Origin of the sequence: Algorimicrobium algoritergicola (assembly GCF_008086165.1) — a bacterium.
GTDB classification, from domain to species: Bacteria; Bacteroidota; Bacteroidia; order Flavobacteriales; family Flavobacteriaceae; genus Algorimicrobium; species Algorimicrobium algoritergicola.
In genome coordinates this window covers 1-21,146 of sequence record NZ_VSKL01000008.1, presented here as the reverse complement: position 1 = coordinate 21,146, position 21,146 = coordinate 1, and the positions used below count along the sequence as shown (strand labels likewise).

General features: G+C 33.4%; 19 protein-coding genes. 16 read left to right on the top strand and 3 right to left on the bottom strand.

Annotated elements, in window-relative coordinates:
• Positions 1–11: 11 nt before the first annotated feature.
• From ES675_RS15370 to ES675_RS15360, 3 genes are all read left to right on the top strand, one after another.
• Positions 12–3,464, top strand: coding sequence for a pyruvate carboxylase (locus ES675_RS15370; protein ID WP_066252429.1), 3,453 nt, complete (start codon positions 12–14; stop codon positions 3,462–3,464).
• Positions 3,465–3,586: 122 nt separating this feature from the next.
• Entirely contained in the window at positions 3,587–4,039 is a 453-nt protein-coding gene (locus tag ES675_RS15365; RefSeq protein WP_066252427.1) for a hypothetical protein, read from the top strand.
• 180 nt (positions 4,040–4,219) lie between these two features.
• On the top strand, positions 4,220–5,674 hold the full coding sequence (locus tag ES675_RS15360; protein ID WP_066252425.1) for an FAD-dependent oxidoreductase: 1,455 nt from the start codon (positions 4,220–4,222) through the stop codon (positions 5,672–5,674).
• 74 nt (positions 5,675–5,748) lie between these two features.
• On the opposite strand, the gene ES675_RS15355 is transcribed toward ES675_RS15360, so the two are convergent.
• On the bottom strand, positions 5,749–6,567 hold the full coding sequence (locus ES675_RS15355) for a universal stress protein (RefSeq protein ID WP_066252423.1): 819 nt from the start codon (positions 6,565–6,567) through the stop codon (positions 5,749–5,751).
• A 508-nt stretch (positions 6,568–7,075) separates the two neighbouring features.
• On the opposite strand from ES675_RS15355, the gene ES675_RS15350 reads away from it, so the two are divergent.
• Entirely contained in the window at positions 7,076–9,385 is a 2,310-nt protein-coding gene (locus ES675_RS15350; RefSeq protein ID WP_066252421.1) for a T9SS type A sorting domain-containing protein, read from the top strand.
• Positions 9,386–9,545: 160 nt separating this feature from the next.
• On the opposite strand, the gene ES675_RS15345 is transcribed toward ES675_RS15350, so the two are convergent.
• Complete coding sequence (locus tag ES675_RS15345) at positions 9,546–10,649, bottom strand: mechanosensitive ion channel family protein (protein ID WP_066256809.1); 1,104 nt, start codon at positions 10,647–10,649, stop codon at positions 9,546–9,548.
• Between the two features lie 440 nt (positions 10,650–11,089).
• On the opposite strand from ES675_RS15345, the gene ES675_RS15340 reads away from it, so the two are divergent.
• The 4 genes from ES675_RS15340 (at position 11,090) to ES675_RS15325 (ending at position 14,282) form a co-directional block, all read left to right on the top strand.
• Positions 11,090–11,776 (top strand): hypothetical protein, encoded by a 687-nt coding sequence (locus ES675_RS15340; RefSeq protein WP_066256806.1) that lies wholly within the window; start codon positions 11,090–11,092, stop codon positions 11,774–11,776.
• A gap of 165 nt (positions 11,777–11,941) precedes the next feature.
• A complete protein-coding gene (locus ES675_RS15335) occupies positions 11,942–12,760 on the top strand; it encodes a hypothetical protein (protein ID WP_148367551.1) in 819 nt (272 codons plus the stop codon).
• 144 nt (positions 12,761–12,904) lie between these two features.
• Complete coding sequence (locus ES675_RS15330) at positions 12,905–13,570, top strand: hypothetical protein (RefSeq protein ID WP_066256797.1); 666 nt, start codon at positions 12,905–12,907, stop codon at positions 13,568–13,570.
• A 169-nt stretch (positions 13,571–13,739) separates the two neighbouring features.
• The gene (locus tag ES675_RS15325) at positions 13,740–14,282 is read left to right on the top strand and encodes a hypothetical protein (protein WP_066256792.1); all 543 of its coding nucleotides are present in this window, start codon (positions 13,740–13,742) and stop codon (positions 14,280–14,282) included.
• A 198-nt stretch (positions 14,283–14,480) separates the two neighbouring features.
• Here ES675_RS15325 and ES675_RS15320 read toward each other — a convergent pair whose 3' ends face one another.
• Positions 14,481–14,816: a winged helix-turn-helix transcriptional regulator gene (locus ES675_RS15320; RefSeq protein WP_066256786.1), complete on the bottom strand. Its 336-nt coding sequence runs from the start codon at positions 14,814–14,816 to the stop codon at positions 14,481–14,483.
• Between the two features lie 104 nt (positions 14,817–14,920).
• Here ES675_RS15320 and ES675_RS15315 point away from each other — a divergent pair, with 104 nt between their 5' ends.
• The 8 genes from ES675_RS15315 to ES675_RS15280 all read left to right on the top strand — a co-directional run bounded on the left by ES675_RS15315 (position 14,921) and on the right by ES675_RS15280 (position 20,514).
• Positions 14,921–15,595, top strand: a complete 675-nt coding sequence (locus ES675_RS15315; RefSeq protein ID WP_066256781.1) for an NAD(P)H-dependent oxidoreductase — start codon at positions 14,921–14,923, stop codon at positions 15,593–15,595.
• Between the two features lie 35 nt (positions 15,596–15,630).
• The gene (locus ES675_RS15310; RefSeq protein WP_066256779.1) at positions 15,631–16,008 is read left to right on the top strand and encodes a nuclear transport factor 2 family protein; all 378 of its coding nucleotides are present in this window, start codon (positions 15,631–15,633) and stop codon (positions 16,006–16,008) included.
• A gap of 704 nt (positions 16,009–16,712) precedes the next feature.
• The gene (locus tag ES675_RS15305) at positions 16,713–17,276 is read left to right on the top strand and encodes a Crp/Fnr family transcriptional regulator (RefSeq protein ID WP_066256775.1); all 564 of its coding nucleotides are present in this window, start codon (positions 16,713–16,715) and stop codon (positions 17,274–17,276) included.
• A gap of 148 nt (positions 17,277–17,424) precedes the next feature.
• Positions 17,425–18,246, top strand: a complete 822-nt coding sequence (locus ES675_RS15300; RefSeq protein WP_082986015.1) for a type 1 glutamine amidotransferase domain-containing protein — start codon at positions 17,425–17,427, stop codon at positions 18,244–18,246.
• Positions 18,247–18,639 (top strand): ACT domain-containing protein, encoded by a 393-nt coding sequence (locus tag ES675_RS15295; protein ID WP_066256772.1) that lies wholly within the window; start codon positions 18,247–18,249, stop codon positions 18,637–18,639.
• Between the two features lie 7 nt (positions 18,640–18,646).
• Entirely contained in the window at positions 18,647–18,973 is a 327-nt protein-coding gene (locus tag ES675_RS15290) for a DMT family transporter (protein ID WP_066256812.1), read from the top strand.
• Between the two features lie 202 nt (positions 18,974–19,175).
• Positions 19,176–19,730 (top strand): hypothetical protein, encoded by a 555-nt coding sequence (locus tag ES675_RS15285; protein ID WP_066256767.1) that lies wholly within the window; start codon positions 19,176–19,178, stop codon positions 19,728–19,730.
• A gap of 409 nt (positions 19,731–20,139) precedes the next feature.
• Complete coding sequence (locus tag ES675_RS15280; RefSeq protein WP_066256765.1) at positions 20,140–20,514, top strand: GreA/GreB family elongation factor; 375 nt, start codon at positions 20,140–20,142, stop codon at positions 20,512–20,514.
• The last annotated feature ends 632 nt before the right edge of the window (positions 20,515–21,146 follow it).

Sequence of the window (21,146 nt, the reverse complement as noted above, 5' to 3'; positions counted from 1 at the left end):
ACGGACAAGACATGAAAATTAAAAAAGTATTAATTGCAAATAGAGGTGAAATTGCTATACGTATTTTACGTGCTTGTACCGAATTAAATTTGGATACGGTTGCCATTTACACCTATGAAGATCGCTATTCCCAACATCGAAATAAAGCAGATGAATCCTACCAAATTGGTGAAGACAACCAACCCTTAAAACCATATTTGAACAGTGATGAAATTATTGCACTGGCCAAATCTAAAAATGTGGATGCTATTCATCCTGGTTATGGTTTCCTTTCAGAAAATTCAGAATTTGCTAGAAAATGTGCTCAAAACGGGATTATTTTTATTGGTCCAAATCCAGATGTTATGGATGCTTTGGGCGATAAAATTACCGCTAAAAAAATTGCTGTAAAATGTAATGTTCCCATTATTGAAAGTAATAAAAAGAAATTAACCTCATTAAAAATCGCCATTTCTGAAGCCAAAAGTATAGGCTATCCACTGATGTTGAAAGCTGCTTCTGGTGGTGGTGGTCGTGGTATGCGAATCATTCGTAAAGATGAAGATTTAGAACAAAACTTCGATTCCGCAAAAAATGAAGCCTTAAATGCTTTTGGTGATGACACCATGTTTCTAGAGAAATATGTTGAAGACCCAAAACATATAGAAGTTCAAATTGTAGCCGATAATCATGGTAATATTCGTCATTTATTTGAACGCGATTGTTCGGTTCAAAGACGTCATCAAAAAGTAGTTGAAATTGCACCTTCTTTTAATGTTTCAGAAGACGTAAAACAATCATTGTACAAATATGCTATCAGTATTGCTGAAGAAGTAAACTATAACAATATTGGAACCGTTGAGTTTTTAGTAGATAAAGCTGATAATGTTTATTTTATTGAAGTCAATCCGAGAATTCAAGTAGAACATACGGTTACGGAAATGGTTACTGGAATTGATTTGGTTAAAACACAAATATTTGTTGCAGGTGGCTACAAATTATCTGATCAACAAATTAAAATTTACGAACAAGACACCTTACGAACTTATGGTTTTGCTTTGCAGTGTCGTTTAACCACAGAAGATCCTTCAAATAATTTCACACCAGATTACGGAACCATAACCACCTACAGAAGTGCTGCTGGAATGGGAATCCGTTTAGATGCAGGAAGTATTTATCAGGGTTATAGCGTGAGTCCGTTTTTCGATTCTATGCTAGTAAAAGTCTCTGCTCATGGTAGAACATTGGATGGAGCGGTGCGGAAAATGGTTCGTGCTTTAAAAGAATTTCGTGTTCGCGGTGTTAAAACAAACATTCACTTTTTACGAAATGTTATTCAACATGACACCTTTAAAGCGGGCGAAGTGACTGTTAATTTTATTCAGAATACACCCGAACTTTTCAATATTAAATTACCACAAGATAGAACCTCCAAAGTCACACAATTTTTAGGTGAAGTGATTGTCAATGGAAATTCGGATGTGAAGCATAAAGATGATAGCAAGATTTTTAGAAACCCGAAAGTTCCTAAATTCAATATAAATGATCCGTATCCAAAAGGCACAAAAAACTTACTCACGGAATTAGGTCCAGAAAAATTCTGTGAGTGGCTTAAAAACGATACTAAAATCCATTATACCGATACCACCATGCGTGATGCGCACCAATCGTTATTGGCAACCCGTATGCGAACTTTTGATATGATGAAAGTAGCAGAAAGTTATGCTAAAAACCATCCAAACACCTTTAGTATGGAGGTTTGGGGTGGCGCCACTTTTGATGTTTGTTTACGCTTTTTACATGAAAGCCCTTGGACACGATTACGGGAATTACGAAAAGCCGTTCCAAACATACTTTTTCAAATGCTCCTTCGTGGTAGTAATGGTGTTGGCTATAAAGCTTATCCAGATAATTTAATTGAGAAATTTGTAGAAAAATCATGGGAGAATGGCGTGGATGTTTTCAGGATTTTCGATTCCTTAAACTGGGTAAAAGCCATGGAACCAAGCATCAATTATGTTCGTGATAGAACAGGTGGTATTGCCCAAGCAGCTATCAGTTATACGGATGATATTTTAGATGTGAAACAAACCAAATACAACTTAAAATACTACACCCAATTAGCCAAAGATTTAGAAAATGCCGGTGCGCACATGATCGCCATTAAAGATATGGCTGGTTTATTAAAACCGTATGCAGCTACCGAATTGGTTGCCGCTTTAAAAGACACGGTAAACCTTCCTATTCATTTACATACACATGATACCTCATCATTGCAATCTGCAACCTATTTAAAAGCTATTGAAGCTGGTGTAGATGTTGTGGATGTTGCTTTAGGTGGTTTATCTGGTTTAACATCGCAGCCCAACTTCAACTCGGTTGTAGAAATGATGAAATATGAACCACGCGCTCATGCTTTTGATATGGATACGCTGAATCAATTTTCAAACTTTTGGGAAGATACACGCGAATTATATTACCCATTCGAATCTGGATTAAAAGCAGGAACAGCCGAAGTTTACAGACATGAAATTCCTGGCGGTCAGTATTCAAATTTACGTCCGCAAGCTATTGCTTTAGGATTAGGCGATCGTTTTGACGAGGTGAAAAAAATGTACGCTGAAGTGAATCAAATGTTTGGCAATCTAATTAAAGTAACCCCAAGTAGTAAAGTGGTTGGCGATATGGCCATTTTTATGGTGACTAATAACCTAAAACCACAGGACGTTATGGAACGTGGTGGCGAAATATCATTCCCAGAATCGGTTATTAGTTTCTTCAGAGGTGATTTAGGTCAACCAACAGGTGGTTTTCCAAAAGAACTGCAAAAAATAATTCTTAAAAATCAGAAACCATATACGGATAGACCGAATGCACATTTAGAGCCAATAGATTTCGATTTAGAATACGAAGATTTTAAAAAGAAATTTCAAAAAGGATTTACGCGCGCTTTAGAAATTGAAGATTTTCTATCCTACACATTGTATCCAAAAGTGTTTGAACAAGCACATGAAAACTACAAACTGTACGGCAATTTAGCACTCGTTCCTACCAAGAATTTCTTCTATGGCATGAAACAACGCGAAGAAACGTTGATAGAATTGGAGCCAGGGAAAACAATCATCGTGAGATTACTTTCCGTAGGTATTCCTAACGAAGATGGTGTTCGTATTGTGTTTTTTAGTGTGAATGGTGAAAACCGTTTTGTAGAAGTTTTAGACCGTTCGTTAAATATTAAAAAAGAAGAACATATAAAAATTGATCCTGAAAACTCTAATCACATAGGTGCACCATTACAAGGATCCTTAACTAAAGTTTTGGTAAAACGCGGACAACAAATTAAAGAAAACGATCCGTTATTTATAATTGAAGCCATGAAAATGGAAACGACTGTAACCGCTTTTAAAGCTGGAAAAGTAAAATCTATTGTTTTAAAAGAAGGCACTATGGTCATGCAAGATGATTTAGTTCTGAGCATGGAGTAATTACATATACCAATGTTACACGCCATAAAATGATAAGCATTAGTGCTAATAATTAATTCATTAGAGCAAATGTTTTTCAATAATCAAGCGTATTTTAGGTTCAACACTTAAAAAATATAATTATGAAAACTATAAGCAACCTATTGGCTATTCTATTTTTTGCATTTGCGGTTTCATGTAAGAATGAACCGTCTGATAAAAATGCAGATGTGGAACAAAACCCGATGAATGAAGAATTGACCAAAACCACCAATTATGAAGAAAGCGGGAATTTTAAAGATGAAGAATACATTTTAGACGCCAATAAAGACAGTTTAAATGTTAATTGGGATTTAGACAATCCAGAAAGACAACAAAACCTATATAAAACGTTTAGTATGACTGAAATTCAAATTCAGCAATATGAAAAAGCGTTAGAAGATTGGTGGAAATCAGATGATGATAGTCCTTATGATAAATTATCAGCCAATGAACGCATTAAAAAAGAAGATGAAATTTTGAAAGATATTTTAAATGATTCGCAATATAAAAAGTATCGCGAATGGGCCAATGAAAATGACAAGCGTGGCATTTAATAATGATCTATTCATCACTAGTTAAAAAATTTAAAAGTCTCAAATTGTATATAAATTTGAGACTTTTTTCATTCAATAAAATTTAGATTATTTTTGCCAAGATATCCATTGAAATATACTTCACAAGATGTCTTTTATTTAAATCACATCTTTAAGATAATCACGTTAACTACTTTCAAAGTGAATAAAGCGAAAACAGGCAAGACATATTGGACTACGTGCCAAGAATGTCGAGGACTTGGTAAAAAAAGACAAAGGCTTCGCAAGAAGGTGCGACTTCAATATAGGAAGGCATTAGAAGTATTTGAAAAAAACCACAGTCAAGGAATTACACCTGTTAAGCCAAAAGGCCATTTAAATCCATGCACAAATTGCAATGGCTCTGGTTTAATTCCAGCCGATAGCAATCCTATTCCTGACACTGAAAATTATCCACATGTTGCTATTATTGGTGGCGGAATTGGAGGCGTTGCGCTTGCCGTAGCTTGCTTACATCGTGGCATCCCGTTTACACTTTATGAACGCGACACCGATTTTAATGCACGATCTCAAGGCTATGGACTTACGTTGCAACAAGCCAGTAAGGCTATTGAAGGGTTTGGTATATTTTCTTTAGAAGCAGGCATTGTTTCAACAAGCCATGTGGTTCATACTACAGACGGCAACGTGATTGGCGAATGGGGAATTAGGAAATGGGTGGATTCAGATGAAAAATCGCCACCAAAACGCACCAACATTCATATAGCACGACAATCTCTACGCTTGGCACTTCTAGAACAACTCGGTGGACATGACATGGTAAAATGGGGACATCAGTTAACCAATTTTAGTGAAGACGAACAAGGTGTCAATTTAACCTTTGACGTGAATGGCACAATAAAAAATGCCAAAGCAGATCTTGTTGTAGGCGCGGATGGTATCCGAAGTTCTGTCAGGAATTTATTGATTGGCAATAACAAGACGCCTTTACGGTATCTAGATTGTATTGTAATATTAGGCATTTGTCCGTTGGCAGCTCTTGAAGACGTGACTAATGATTTATTGGATTCGGCTACAGTTTTTCAAACCGCCAATGGACACGAACGTATTTACATGATGCCTTATAGCCAAGATGCCATCATGTGGCAATTAAGTTTCCCTATGATGGAAAAAGAAGCCCAAGCCTTAAGTGCTCAAGGTTCTCACGCCCTCAAAGAAGAAGCGTGTAGTAGAACCCAATGGCACGATCCCATTCCGCAAATTATGGCAGCTACGGATGCCAGTCAAATTTCTGGATATCCAGTTTACGACCGCAAATTATTGACATCAGATTTGTTAGAAAGAGGCCAACAAATAACTTTAATTGGAGATGCGGCTCACCCAATGAGTCCTTTTAAAGGCCAAGGCGCAAATCAAGCGCTTCTTGATGCACTGGCATTGGCTCGTGGCATTTCAAAAGGATGTAGACCTTTAACACAATGGCGAGAAATTGGCATTAAAAAAAGTGTATTACAGGAATTTGAATCCGAGATGTTAGAACGCAGCGCTTCCAAAGTAAAAGATTCAGCAGCTGCTGCAGAATTTCTACATTCCGAAGTTGCACTCTTTGAAGGTAACGAACCAAGAGGACGTTGTTTAAAAACCAATGATTCCTAAAAAAAACATCACTACCTTTTGATGGATAATGATGCTTATAAAATTTTATATAAATGCGTTTTAAATCAATTTTTCTATAATTTAAAGGTCATTACTGGCAGTTTAGATTGGTTTGCTAAATCTTCAGAAATACTTCCTTTTAAAAGGCGATTTAGTCCCTTTCTAGCATTTGTACTTATTCCAATAACACCTGCATTAATTTCCTCGGCATATTGTATTAATCCGTCTTCAATTGTATGTCCTGCTATAAATTTAACTTGACTTGAACCTCCAGATTCCGCAAACTTTTTAAGCTTGGCATTAAATTCTTTAGTGTTTATAAAATCATTAAATGGTCTATTAACGTAAACAGGTTGCATGGTAGCTCCTAACTCTGAAAAAATAATACTTGCTCTCTTATAAACAGGTACACTTTCGATGCTCATATCTGTAGCAAAAATCGCCTTATTAAGATTAAAATCTTTAGGACTGGATTTTACAATTAAAACGGGCGTGCTACTGTTACGTACCATTTTTTCTGCATTTGAACCTGCAAAAATTCCATCCTGTAACGTAAGACCTTGGGATCCCATAACGATTAAATCTGCATCTACTTCTTTGGCTATAGCATCAACTTCATTGTATACCTTATGTCGTTTAATTAGAGGTTGAACGGTAACATCTTTTAAATAATCTTTATCTAAAAATGGTTCAAACTTCTTTTTAGTTAAAGCAACCATAAACAACATTTCGTTTTTATTATCAGAATCCGACTGCGAAATTAACGAGTCTGACAATTCTAGCATGTGCAATACATGTAGTGTGGCGTTATGTTTTTTTGCTAAAATGGCTCCTGTTTCTAAAGCAAATTCTGACTGCTTTGAAAAGTCAACAGGTATGATGATATTTTTCATGTTATAAATATTTGTGGTTAAACTTATTCCGTTTCACATTATGATTTAGAGTTAAAGACTACTCAATTTACTGATGATCAGCAGTTTTCATATAAAAACAATCATAATAAACAACTCACATGCAAATTACGAAAGAATATTGGAAGTATTGAGAAAGATTTAAGAAGAACTACATTTATCTATTCAAAGTTGATAAACAAAACATGGCAATTTTAAACTAATTAGTTGAAGCCTAACAATTGAATTTATGGGAATATTAATAATAGTAAAGTGAGCATTATGATTAATTTCCAACAGCTTATATGAATTGGTTTGTAGTTAATTTATTTAAATTGATTAATTTAGCCCCAACACTAAAAGCACAGATTTTAAAGAATCTATGCATATCATTAACTATAACCACCAACCAATTATGAAATCAATTTTACTATGTAACATTAAAAATTTATGTTTTGCATGTATTTTGTTATTTTGTTCAATACAAGTAAATGCACAGATAGCCTGTGGCATGCCAGATATTACACCGGCAGAAGCTAGAACCCTTATTGAAGATCTTGGAATTCAAAGACGTGCAAATATTTCTCCTTCTGGATTAATTACTGTGCCTTTTCAAGCTCATGTTGTTAGAACGAATGCCGGAACTGGCGGACCAAACGCAACAACAGTGATGAATAATATTATAGCTGCGAGAGATAAATACTTACCATATGGTATTACGCTTAATATATTACCTATTAACTATATAAATAATACGGATCTTATGGTTTTAGGAACCAATGGCGTTGCTGGGTCTGGTTACACTGAAGGTGACAATGTACTGCAACTAAACAATATACCGAATGTGGTAAATGCTTATTTTTTAACTGCAGCATATGGTTCAAGCGGAGGAGCTGTTGGAGGCTATGCCAGATTTCCTTGGAATTTACCAAATGATTATTTTGTTGTTGTTAATAATAGTGTTGCTGAAAACGGCGCAACTGTTGCTCATGAAATGGGTCATTATTTCGGCTTATTACACACCTTTGAAACAGCTTATGCTGAAGAATTAGTAAATGGCTCTAACTGTGATTCAGCAGGTGATTTATTATGTGACACACCAGCCGATGGCTTTCATACTTTTGGCGATGTCAATGGAGGGTCTTGCGCTTATTCTTCAGGTACAGATGCTAATGGAGACACTTATGCTGCAGATGAGACACAAATCATGTCTTATAATCAACCTTTTTCATGTGTGTCAAACTTTTCTCCTGAAGCAGAGTCACGCATTAGATTTTATATGGGTAAAGAAGATCCAACAAATACAAGAGCCTATTTATTTCAGCCTACTATGGTTTGTAATACTTTTAATGCCGTATTAGGAGCCGGTGGTGACGTATCTATTTCTGGCGCTAATATTGATGGAGGTACAACAGATCCTAATGGTGATGCGGTTACACTAACTGTAAGTCCATCATTTTTTACCTGTTCAGATGTTGGTGACCAAACGGTTACTCTTACAGCAACAGATCCTAATGGATTTACAAATTCGTGTACAACGATAGTTACTGTGGCTGATAATCTGGCACTTTCAGCCGTTTGCTCAAGTCCCATAATTTTTTTAGATAATTCTGGATTAGCAACCGTAACCCCAGCCAATATAGATGGAGGTTCTGCCGTAGGAAATTGTGGTTTAGATTCTGAATATTTGACTAATGGTTTTGCCGATGTTTCATTAAGTGTGTCTAACACTGCCCAAGTTGTTGGTCCAGGATACATGTTTGACGTTAAAGCAATAAATGCAATCACAATCAATTCTTTTAGCATTCGCCCATACAACACCGCAAATGTTGGTGGAACAGCAACTTATGAAGTGTATTACAAATCAGGCTCATGGTCTGGGTCTGAATTTAATCCTGCAGCATGGACTTTGTTGGCAAGCCCAACGTTAGCTGTAAGCGATTTAACTGTTACACCTTTAAATTTGTCATTAGGTATAGCCGTTGACGCAGGAAATACGGTTTCATTTTATATCACTTCAACTGATGCATCAGGTATTCTTGTAGAACAAGCTACAGCTGCCGGAAGTTTATGGATTAGTGATACGAATCTAGAGGTTTATGAAGGTCCTTATAGTGGTTATCCTTTTGCAGGAACAGCAGCCAATCCATATATGTTTAATGGAAATATAGATTATAATGCTGCCGTGCCATTTGATGGGGATTTTGACTGTTCTGATATTGGTGATCATGTCATCACATTGAACAGAAAAGATAATGCTGGCAATATTGAAACTTGTAACGCTACTGTTACTATCCAAGATGCGCAAGTACCTTCCGTAACATGTTTAGCAGATTTTACAGTTAATAGCACAGGAAACTTTACGCTTCCTGATTATTATGCTACAGGTTCTGTAACAGCTTCAGATAATTGTGGTATTGCTTTTGTTAACCAATTACCACCAGCTGGAGTAAGTTTAGCGGATGGTGTTCATGTAATAAGTTATTCAGCTTATGATGATAGTGGTTTGATAGGGACTTGTTCGTTTAATTTAACGGTGGACGATAACACTTTAAGTGTGGATACTTTTGAATTAGGTGTAAATGATATATTAGTAATACCAAATCCAACGTCAGGTATCATTACAGTATCTAATGATAGTGAGACCAAATTAATCTCTGCACAATTAATGGATTTAAACGGGCGTATCTTAAGGACTATTAATTTAGAACAAATGCAATCCAACAAAGAGATTGACTTATCTCAATATGCTAGTGGTATCTATTTGATGCGAATTGCTTCAGAAAAAGGAAGTATTACGAAACGGATAATTAAACAATAAAAATTAAAAAAGCCTTGTAAATAATTACAAGGCTTTTTTTTATTAGACTATTGAAGTTCTTTTTACAAATTAGAAAAATCTATTTTGATACCATTCATTTATAAACAATTAAGCATCTAACGTTTACAAAAACACTTCGAGAGCCCTTATTGTTTAAGCTTCAATTCGTTTTTGTTCGTTCCTTATTTTCCGTTTTCATAACAATAGTTCTATAAGGGAATGGGATTTCAATACCTTCCTTATCAAAACGTTTTTTAATACTTTCTAAAACATCAATTTTAAGTTGAAAACTATCGTTATAGCTTCTTCCCCAGGTCCAAGCTCTTATGGTCATTGAAGAGTCATTTAATTGTATGAGAGCTGTTTTTACTACTGGTAAACCTTCCTGTATTTCTAACTCTGTGCGGTTGTCTAAAATAAGTGGATGTCTCTCACATTCCTCCTGCATAATTTTTTTGGCCAAATCAATATCACTATCATAGGATATTCCAATTTCAATACGTTCACAACATTTGAGTTCGCCCATATCATAATTAATCAGCTTTTCCTTATTTATTATGGAGTTTGGAATAACAATCATCTTATTTTCAAAATTACGAATGACTGTATGCCGTAATGTAATATCTGTAACTCTACCCACCATAGCATCTGTAACCTTGATAAGATCGCCAATTCTAAAGGGCTTAAAAGTAATAATAAACAAACCCCCAATAACATTTGCCAAGGCTTCTTGTGCTGCAAGACCTGCTATAAGCGCTAATACTCCTGCTCCACCCAAAGCCGTTTGTGCAACACCTTTAAGCGAAGGAAAGGCTAAAAGACAAAGAAGAATTCCAACAAAATAAATAACAACAAGAACAACGTATCTTAAAAATTTAAAACTGGTTGGATCATGTTCGTTTTCAATCTTTTTTTGGATATCATATTTAAACCACATATTTGCTGTTGAAGCCGCAATTATGGTAAGTGCCAAAACAACACCTATGTAGAGAACTATTTTAAAATCGTCTGTAAGTGCATTATGTCGACTTTCATCTAACACCAGGTAACTCAAGGCTATTAATCCTAAAACAACCCATAACGTATTAAGAATACGCTTCAATAACCGCAACGATGTTGATTGTTCTCCAGGAAATTTTCGCTGTTTCTCTCTAGCCAACCAATGATGCAATTTAGTTGTCAGCATTCGTAACACTATAATTGCAACAATAACTATTGTCCCGTAAATAATATTCTGTTTATATGTTTCTAAAAATTCTATCATAATTAGTTTCTTGCTAATCGTTACTTAAATCATTTTATCAAATTGAAACGTGACGCCTAAATTACGACAATTATCTTCCTTTCTTAATCAAACCAATCACATCATATTATAAGTTTTATTCATTTCCTGTTGTATTAAAATTTACACTAGTTATATGATATACTTTGGAATCAAACATACAATTAGTTCATGATATTATATACAAAAAGATAAATGAGCTATTTAATAGACTTCATTTAGAATAAATCACTAATTGCATGGATTTATTAGAAGCAACTAGAAAAGGCTTACCGCAAATAAGCAGCCTTTTGGATACTGCCTTAAGAAAATTATCTTTACATGATAACGCTAACATAAAACGTACTATATCCTGACCTAATAAACGGCTATCAGTTATAAAAACTACTATAAAACACGTTGTATCACATATAAACAAACTGATGAACAAAATTTTATCATTCCTGATTTTAACATTAATAGTAACTTCTTGTAAAAAAGATATTGGAGTATCTGACAAAGAAGTTAATTCAGTCCAACAAGTTTTGAATTTTTACGATGGAGAGTGTTTAAGACATAAAGGATTTGAAACTAAAAACGTAGAAACAATAACTTATTTCGAGCTTGAAATGAGTAAAAGTCCGTTACTTAATAAAAATGCGGGAAATTTAAACCCACACGCTGGAAATATTGCCTATTTATTTCATTCAAGTTTAGAGGACGAAAAAAGTAACTATAATCAAGTTAGAGTTAAAATAAATCTGGAAAATGGAACAAGTTCTGAATATTCCTATTCCGACAAAGAAATAGCGAAAATTGAAAAACTAATGCCGAAAATAAATCAGATATCTGAATTATTAGAAAATAAAAAATATGAAATTTTATTAGGGATATTTGATAAAACTATTGAATTAGAAATAAGTGATTTAACTGAATTATTCAACAATTTAGAAAATGAATACGGAATTATAAAACAATCTCAATTTCAAGGCTTTGACCTTTTAGATACCAATAATTTTGGTCAAGTAATTAAAGTTAACATTGTTCAAGTGAGAGAAAAAATTGCTTTGAAAATGGTTTTAACATTTAAGAGAAATAATCGGAATTTAATAGCAATAGAATTTGAATAAAATGCTAACTTAAGCCGTATAAAAATAATTGCGGTTTAGTGCTAAATCACAGGTCGATGCGTGTTTGTAACATCGGAATTTTCTCTGGTTAGTTTTTGTTCACTAAATTAGATCCTTACACACGCAACTAATCATAAACGAAACCGTTAGCAGTAAATGAAATTTATGCAGAAATTCCATTACAAATTTAATTTAGATTCAATTTTAGTTTTGCTACTTCTTTTTTTAATTAGCGCTTGTAATCAAACGTCAGGTGTTAAAGATCAAAATGGATGTAAATATTTAGTGAATTTTAAAAATGATGAATGGCATGGCAAAATTATTGCCAAACACATCGATCAAACACTTAACAATTCTGGAGTAATAAGTATCGAAAACAGTAATGGAATTCTTGAAATTAGTGATGTATTTTTATCCGATTCAACAAATTATAAACTTATTAAGGTCGGAGATTCCATTGTGAAAATTAAAAATGAATTAATTGTTCAGTTATATAATTCAAGCGGTGTGACAAAAATGAAAACTGATTTTGATTGTGACTCATTTATTGTAAAAGACCAGGATTTTCTTTATGACATAATGGATGGATGGTTAAAATTAGGACTAAATCAATCTGATGTTATAAATAAATTGGGCCAACCAGATGAAAAAAGTCCAGAAGAATTTTGGGGAGCAATTGGAACATATGTAGAAAAATGGAATTATAATTCTAAAGGAATCACACTTCAAATGGATTCTGAAAACAAAGGTGGAAATAAAAAAGTTTTAATGATTACCAACAGTAAATTAAGTCAAATGAAAACTGTAAAAATGGTTCGCATTAATTCAAGTAGAGATTTTGTTTTAGAAAAATATGGAGCAGATATAAACGATGAATATTCTAGTGAGAACGTAATTATAGTTGGTTCTATTTATGGAGGAGTTATTTTCGAATTAGAAAATGATAAAGTAAAAACGATATTTATAGGAGCCAAAGCCGAATGAACAAATAATACCAACTGTGCATAAAAAATGTGTAGTTTAGTGTTAAATTAAAGAGAAGTGCGTGTTTGCTTTCTTTTCATTTTCGTTCCAAAAATCCGCTGAAGCATATACGCATTAATCATACACAAAACCGTTGCTAATAATATGAAAAAACCTACATCTACATGTTTTTTAGTTCTATTTCTTTTTTCATTTATGCTTTGTAACAGTCAGGAAAACACAAAAACAGAAATAATTCAAACACCAAAACACTTTAAAATTCTTGCCGAAAAAGAAGGGGATTTAGATAACGACGGCGTTTTTGAAAAAGTTATAGTTTACGATACCGAAAAAGAAACCGATATGGGGACGGAAAGGCAATTATACATTTACAAAAAGAATCATGACAAATGGGAGTTGTGGAAAAAATCTGTTGGTGCCATATTACCGAGTCAGCACGGAGGAATGATGGGCGATCCTTTTGAAGGAATCTCCATTGTTAGAAATTGTATTGTAATTAATCATACAGGAGGCGCTCGTCAAAAATGGCATTATACGCATAGGTTTAGGTATCAAAGTGATTATTTTCAATTAATAGGCGTAACTGTAAATTTTGGTTCATCCTGTGATAATTTCTATAATTTTGATTATAACCTATCAAACGGTAAGATTCATTATGAACAAGAAACAAGCGATTGTGAAAATAAAGGTTCCAAAATTGAGAAAAAAGAAATAGTAAGAAAACTCAAAACCTTGCCCACTATGGATCATTTTTATCCGGGAAACACGAAATTTACCTTTCCGAACTCAGAAACTATAATTTACTATTAAATAAAAGCGATTTGCAAACAAAGTTTATAATTAATGGCTAGTTCCAGCTTGCTTACAAACCCCGAAACGTCTATGCTCGCGGATTTGCTATTCGGTATGTTTTTGCTAACTTAAGCGCTTAAACACGCAACTAACCTTATACGAACACATTTCCTGCAAGCTAAAAAAAATGAAAATCGGAAAGAAATTTAATCAAATAAGTAAAAGTGACTATTTTCACTTGATAGATAATCATAAAAAATATACAGATTTCAATACTTTAGGAATGTACCGTTCGATTTGTGAAAATGAAACGCTTGAATTGCGTGACCGAATTGAAATAAGAGATTATGCAAATGCTATGTTTCATAAAACATTCAATTTCTATCAACTAAAAGACCCAAAAACATATTTTGATCTAACAACATTAGGAATTGAAATGACTGTTGCAGACGAAAGACAAATTTGGGATGATATTAGAGCTAATCAAGAAAAGATATTGTCCGAAAAGAAAATTAAGCATAGAAATTTTGGAGATTACTCAAAGCACAACTGCGGACATGAGGATTGCCCTTATAACGGATTAATGATTAAACAAGGTTCTTTTTTTTCAGAAGGAAGCATTCACTTCAAATCTGATAAAAATTCAGATTCCGCGAAATTGAAATCTGAACGAATTAAAAAGCAACGGAAAAACAAAAATCAAATAATAAGAGATGAACTTGACGATTAAAGAAACTTACAGCCACCAAAGTACTATGTATAATTAGTAGTTTATTCTCTCTTACCTACAAACCAAAACCATTAGAGCTCACAGATTTTATACTCGGTTGGGAGTTACCAAACCACCTAATAACAAGCTGTTAGGCTACATTGAGCCAAACCCCATTCATAGAGTTAAAAAATAAGCGTTATGCACCTGAATAAATGCTTACTCTGAATAATTTTCAACGGCTAAAACGCCCCATTCTGCAATAGACATTATTACTGGAATTAATGTTTTTCCAAAATCAGTTAGCGCATATTCCACTTTTAGTGGTGGTTTAGACGTGAAAACCGTTCTTTTTATTATCCCATCTTCTTCCAAAGTCTTTAATTGCAAACTTAAAGTTCTTTCAGTAACAGTCGGCATTTCTTTTCTTAACTCGTTGTAGCGTAATGCACCTTCCCTTAAATGAAACAAGATTACAGTTTTCCATTTACCACCTATCATTCCCATTGTTAAACTCGCGCAACAAGGGTATTCTTTTCCTTTAAATTTATACATAGTGCTTGATAAAATTATACTATCCTTTTTGACCGTTATTGCAAAGGTAAAATACTATACTTACTTTTGCAACTATAAAAATTATAGTAATAAAAAATTTCAAAATGAATACACCCAATATTTTAAAAAAAGACATTATAAATGCGTTTCAATTTAGACATGCAACAAAGGAATTTGATTCAACAAAAAAATTATCTGATGCTGATATAAATTTCATTCTACAAACCGCCAACTTATCACCAAGTTCATTTGGATTTGAACCTTGGCATTTTGTTGTAGTTCAAAATCTAGAACTACGCGAACTATTGAAACCTGTAGCTTGGGGAGCACCTGTAAAACTAGATACGGCAAGTCATTTTATTTTAGGATTAAGTATGAAAGCGCCAATGACAAAATGGGATGCCGATTATATTATGCATATAATGAAAGATGTAAAACAACTCCCAAAGGAAGCAATTGACATGTACACAAAGTTCTATCGAGAATTTCAAGAGCGTGATTTTGATTTAGATACGGATAAAAAATTGTTTGATTGGGCTTCAAAACAAACTTATATTGCATTAGGTAACATGATGACTTCTGCAGCATTAAACGGTATAGATAGTTGCCCAATTGAAGGATTTCATCAAGAAAAAGCAGAAGCCTTATTACGAGAAAAATTTGGGATAGATACAGACAAGTACGGTTTATCGTTTATGGTTGCTTTCGGTTATAGAAAAGAAAATCCACCTCATGCAAAATCCCGAAGAGATATTAGCGATATTGTTACTTGGAAATAATAGACTAACTAAAAAGGCAAGAAAACCGACTAAATATGGATTTAGAGCAAAATAAAAAAAACGCTATTGCCTTTTATAAAATTTCCTACGAAGGAAATCCAATAAAGGCTGTAGAAATGTATGTTGGTGACGAATATATACAGCACAATCCTATGGTTGAGAATGGTCCTCAACCGTTTATAGAGTACTTTAAAAGAATGCAAAAAGAGTTTCCCGTAAAATCGATTGAGTTTGTTAGAAGTGTTGCCGAAGGTGATTTGGTAGCTCTTCATACACATCAGGTTTGGCCGGATAATGATGAATATATTACAATGGACTTTTTTCGATTTTCAAATGAGGGAAAAATAGTGGAACACTGGGATAGTATCCAACAAATCCCAAAAGCTTCCGTAAACAGCAATACTATGTATTGAAGACCTTTATTAATAGCAAATAAGATTGAATAGAAAGTAGACTAACAACTATAAATTGGATATACGAATTTTTGAATAGCGAAAAAACATTATATCTATTCACAGGAATAATTGGTGTTATTTCAGTGGTTGTTAGCTTACTTTTTTTGTTTTTTTTAAATTAAAAAACGTTCCAATTACTATGATTGTAATAGGTATTTTGGAACTGATAATTACGTTCCCTACATATCTTAAATACCGACAAAAAATTGATGGTACGAATTCGAAATTTTAAACCAATGAAATCAAAATTTTTAAAGACGAGCAAATAGCTACCAAAAAGGCATTAAAAGCCTTCTTTTGGCTAAAATTGACTTATGGTATTCTGATTGTAGTACTTATCTTAGGAATGTCATTTTTCAATCCAAAGTCCGTACTTTTTGGAATTTCCATAGCACTTAATTTACATTTATCCTTTGCAATTCTCATTGACAATTTTGGAGAAATATACACGAAAAAATATCTAGCTGAATTAGTAAAAGCCTAAAAATAACGTGGCATAACACTACGTTTAGCACAGTACTTGGTGTAAGGTTGATAGCAATTAACACGCAAACTCTAAAATTAAACACTACTTTTATAACAAAATGATTCAACTGGTGTTTTTAGAATTATAGTAGTATTTAATAAAACTGAAATAGCAAAATTTGGATACAAACAACTGCATGGAATTAAACCAAATTATAGATAACATATATCCGCTAACAGCAAAATCCAAAAACGTAATAAAGGCGTCAATAATTGAAACTACCTTTCCCAAAGGGCATATTTTATTTCAAGCAAACAAAATTGAAACAAGTATATATTTCATCAAAAAAGGAATAGCAAGAGCATATGCTTATTCAGATGATAATCAAATTACGTTTTGGTTTGGCACAGAAGGCGATCCTATTGTTTCAATGCAAAGCTATGTTAACAATCAAAAAGGCTACGAAGATGTAGAATTATTGGAAGATTGCGAGCTCTACGAATTAAAAATAGAACAACTTCAAAAACTATTTTCAGAAGACATTCAAATTGCAAATTGGGGGCGTAAATTTTCAGAATTAGAACTTATTAAATCCGAAGAGCGACTTATTTCTTTACAATTTAATACCGCAACTGAACGGTATTTAGCACTACTTAAAAATTATCCCAGCATTATACAACGGGTTCAATTATCTTACATAGCATCCTATTTAGGCATTACCCAAGTTAGTTTAAGTAGAATTAGGGCTAATATAAAATAAATGTCGTTTTTATCATTTGTTAAATGGATTCTTCAGAATGTTTAAGACTTTTGTCTTGAAATAAGATTCTATATGGGAAGGGGTAAAATTGTTTTTACCTGTCTAAAACCGGGAATCATTAAAAATTCATTTTAAAATAAATTTAGATATGTCAAATACGATAAAAACTAAAACGCTTCTTTTTCTATCCTTATTCATGGTTCTACTTATAGGCTGCAATAATAAAAACAATCCAGATAAAACTTCAGTAATAGTAGAAGAGAAAACAGAAACGAAAGCCTTAAAAAAGATATTGTTTGTAGTTACAAGCCATAGTGAAAAAGGAAATACAGGAGAGAAAACGGGCTACTATTTAGGCGAAGTTTCGCATCCTTGGGATGTATTGCATGCTGCTGGTTACGAAATAGATTTTATAAGTCCAAAAGGAGGAAAAGCACCGGTAGACGCATTTGATATGAATGACTCTATTAATAAGAAATTTTGGGATAATGACACTTATCGTAACAAAATTGAAAACACAAAAAAACCTAGCGACGTAAATCCAGAAGATTATGTAGCCATTCATTATGCTGGAGGTCATGGAGCCATGTGGGATTTTGCAGACAACAAAGAAATTGCTGAAATAGCAGCTAAAATATATGAAAACAACGGTGTAGTAAGTGCCGTATGTCACGGACCAGCTGGCCTTGTAAATATTAAACTAAGCAACGGAAAGTATCTTGTAGATGGTAAAAAAGTAAATGCCTTCACAAATGAAGAGGAGATTAAAGTTAAACTTCAGGAGGTCGTTCCATTTTTATTAGAAGATCAATTAACGGAACGTGGTGCTATTTTCGAAAAGTCTGCACCTTTCACTACACATGTGGTTAGCGACCAAAGATTAGTAACAGGTCAAAACCCACAGTCTGCTCAAAGTGTTGGAAAGGCTACCTTAAAGGAGTTACAAAAACGAACTAAAAACTTAAAATAAATGAGTGGAGAAAAAAATTTAGAAACGCTTTTAAAATCAATGAAACCGAAACACAATGTTGGTGAATTTGTCTTTTGTAAAACAGATAATTTGGATGAAATAAACTTGAGTCAAATCATCATGACTTTTAAAGAAGCAGAAAGCATTACTCTTATAACCAAAAAGGAAATCGCAGACCAACTCAATTTAGACTATTCGTTTATTGCGTCTTGGATTACGCTTACCGTACATTCTTCTTTAGAAGCTGTTGGTTTAACAGCCGCATTTTCAAAGGCTTTAACCGAACATGGAATCAGCTGTAATGTTGTTGCTGCTTATTATCACGATCATATATTTGTAGATAAAAAAGACACAGAAAAAGCAATGGAAATTTTAAATGCATTTTCGAAATAAAGAATTAATGAACTGGATACTATTAATAATTGCTGGACTTTTTGAAGTTGCTTTTGCCGCTTGTCTTGGAAAAGCAAAAGAAGCAACAGGAATTGAATCGACCTATTGGTATCTTGGTTTCCTGGTTTGTTTGGTAATTAGTATGTTACTTCTTATAAAAGTAACACAACAATTGCCCATTGGAACAGCCTATGCTGTTTGGACAGGCATTGGTGCTGTAGGAACGGTTATGGTTGGAATATACATCTTTAAAGAACCAGCAACATTGTGGCGACTATTTTTCATGACCACATTAATTGCTTCAATTATTGGGCTGAAGATAGTTTCGCATTAAATGAATAAAACAATGCAAAAAATTATTGATAACTTCGCTCATAATTAATTGCTAGTTATTGCCTGATTACAGATGTTTCTTCAGAATATTCTATTCCTTATTTATCCCCTAAATTAGTTGATCAAACACGCCACAATCGCACACAAGGCCGTTACCTGCAAGCTAAAATAAAACATAGGCCAAATTTAACCAACAACAATAAATGAATACTTCAGTTTTAGAATCTAAATTGAAAAGGCACAAAATTTCTTATTCAAATGACAACGGTAAAATAATTATTGGGAAGTCGAAAACGGATTACGGAACGCTTATCGGACTAGTCATACTTCCCATAATTGCAGCTCTCGGAATTTCTATTTTCATGCTTGTAAACAACGCTGAATATCGCGGAAAAATAATTGCTGCCATTATATTTTTGTTCGGAACAGGATTTTATAACTATTCAAGAACACGAACCAAAAAACAATTAAATAACAACTTCATACTATTTGACCACAAAGTAATTAAAGTAAAAAACGATTTTGGCGAATATATTTTTGATTCAAAAAATATACTAGATTTTGAATACACTGCTGAACAAATTGACGAAGAAACGTATGAAGGAAATCTATACTTAATTGACAAAAAAGAAAGAAAACATCAAATTCTCGGATTTGACGATGAAAATGAAAAATATGTTCTGAACGATTTAAAATGGTTTTCGGAATATTTAATAAATCACGTGGATTTAAACAACCATGCGAATTTAAAAACATAGTGTAGGTGAGTTAATTGGAGGAAATCTGCAGAACAATTGTTTATTATACACTTTAGAGGCTTTAATATTGTTAATGTTGAATATAATGAATATCTTTGTAACTCATTAATTCTTAAACAGATGGCAGCCATGTACTTTCTATATACAAAAAAAAGCCTTTTAGGGTTTGCGCTGTCATTGTCTTACTTACATGACGATATTTTTTTAAAAAATTCAAAAGAGTTTATTAATTAATCCCTGTTACGACTCAAGAACAGGGCTACTCTTTATTATTTTTAAATTTAATCTTTTTTCTTCATAACACGACTATTAGCACTCATAATAGGAGCTCGGTATACGGCGCACTATTTTGAATGATTGAGTCACAACAATATAGTATTTAGAAGGAAATTCAAAAAAAACAAATATTATGTCAAAAAATGTAATTTTAACAACCGGAATATACGATATGATTAAAGATCATATCCGAAGAAAAAAAGTAACCAAACAAGAAGAAGAATTATTACTTCAAGAATTAAGAGAGGCCAAACAAGTACTTAGGCGAGACTTACCAAATGATGTTGTTACAGTAAACCGACGTGTAAAAATTAAAGATTACACGGATAACAATGAAAAAGAATATATGTTTGTGGCCACCACTAAAACAAACAATAAAAAAGGAAAATTATCTATTTTATGTGATGTTGCCGTTGCCACGGTTGGCAGACAGGTAGGCGATATAATAAATTGGCCTTTTAAAGATGGTGAAAGAAAATTAGAAATTTTAACGGTTGAAAATATTTAACCTTCAAAAACAAGAAAAAGAGCCTTTGTTATAATAACGCAAAGGCTCTTTTTAATTATATTACTATCAGTTTTTTTTGATGAAACCAATCGTTACTCACCCTTCGGCCAATCAATTCATTTTCATGTAAGATTGTGTTCAATACGCTTTGGATATCGAGTTCATGGTAAGTTGCCGTTTCATTCCATAACATCCCCTAATGCAAGTCGATCTTCTTTGTTTTATATCTATTGGCAATTTCATAGACATTTTTCATCCGTTCGAGCATGCCGGTTTCAGGATTTGGATAGGAATAATAGACATGCCAAGATTTTTTAAAAGCGGTGGTTTATATCCACTCCGCCCGTGTAATCAGGTTAGTTGTAGTTGGGTTCCATAGGGAAATCATGTACTGAATCATGTACCTGCAATATAAAACTTAAAGCTGAAGTCATAAAAAAAAGGGTTGTGAATACACAACCCTTTGATTTAATTAGCCTAAGCCTAGTAGCGGGAACTGGACTCGAACCAGTGACCTTCGGGTTATGAGCCCGTTTTAAGCTACATCAGCAACACAAACACTGGGCTTGCGAGCTGTTTTATTTTGAAATCGTATGCAAAAACGTATGCACTTTTGACTTTCTGATTATTAT

Excerpts from the sequence above, each read along its gene's own strand:
- ES675_RS15370 (WP_066252429.1), top strand. The coding sequence starts at position 12 with ATGAAAATTAAAAAAGTATTAATTGCAAATAGAGGTGAAATTGCTATA.
- ES675_RS15365 (WP_066252427.1), top strand. The coding sequence starts at position 3,587 with ATGAAAACTATAAGCAACCTATTGGCTATTCTATTTTTTGCATTTGCG.
- ES675_RS15355 (WP_066252423.1), bottom strand. The coding sequence starts at position 6,567 with ATGAAAAATATCATCATACCTGTTGACTTTTCAAAGCAGTCAGAATTT.
- ES675_RS15350 (WP_066252421.1), top strand. The coding sequence starts at position 7,076 with ATGCCAGATATTACACCGGCAGAAGCTAGAACCCTTATTGAAGATCTT.
- ES675_RS15345 (WP_066256809.1), bottom strand. The coding sequence starts at position 10,649 with ATGATAGAATTTTTAGAAACATATAAACAGAATATTATTTACGGGACA.
- ES675_RS15340 (WP_066256806.1), top strand. The coding sequence starts at position 11,090 with ATGAACAAAATTTTATCATTCCTGATTTTAACATTAATAGTAACTTCT.
- ES675_RS15335 (WP_148367551.1), top strand. The coding sequence starts at position 11,942 with ATGCAGAAATTCCATTACAAATTTAATTTAGATTCAATTTTAGTTTTG.
- ES675_RS15330 (WP_066256797.1), top strand. The coding sequence starts at position 12,905 with ATGAAAAAACCTACATCTACATGTTTTTTAGTTCTATTTCTTTTTTCA.
- ES675_RS15325 (WP_066256792.1), top strand. The coding sequence starts at position 13,740 with ATGAAAATCGGAAAGAAATTTAATCAAATAAGTAAAAGTGACTATTTT.
- ES675_RS15320 (WP_066256786.1), bottom strand. The coding sequence starts at position 14,816 with ATGTATAAATTTAAAGGAAAAGAATACCCTTGTTGCGCGAGTTTAACA.
- ES675_RS15315 (WP_066256781.1), top strand. The coding sequence starts at position 14,921 with ATGAATACACCCAATATTTTAAAAAAAGACATTATAAATGCGTTTCAA.
- ES675_RS15310 (WP_066256779.1), top strand. The coding sequence starts at position 15,631 with ATGGATTTAGAGCAAAATAAAAAAAACGCTATTGCCTTTTATAAAATT.
- ES675_RS15305 (WP_066256775.1), top strand. The coding sequence starts at position 16,713 with ATGGAATTAAACCAAATTATAGATAACATATATCCGCTAACAGCAAAA.
- ES675_RS15300 (WP_082986015.1), top strand. The coding sequence starts at position 17,425 with ATGTCAAATACGATAAAAACTAAAACGCTTCTTTTTCTATCCTTATTC.
- ES675_RS15295 (WP_066256772.1), top strand. The coding sequence starts at position 18,247 with ATGAGTGGAGAAAAAAATTTAGAAACGCTTTTAAAATCAATGAAACCG.
- ES675_RS15290 (WP_066256812.1), top strand. The coding sequence starts at position 18,647 with ATGAACTGGATACTATTAATAATTGCTGGACTTTTTGAAGTTGCTTTT.
- ES675_RS15285 (WP_066256767.1), top strand. The coding sequence starts at position 19,176 with ATGAATACTTCAGTTTTAGAATCTAAATTGAAAAGGCACAAAATTTCT.
- ES675_RS15280 (WP_066256765.1), top strand. The coding sequence starts at position 20,140 with ATGTCAAAAAATGTAATTTTAACAACCGGAATATACGATATGATTAAA.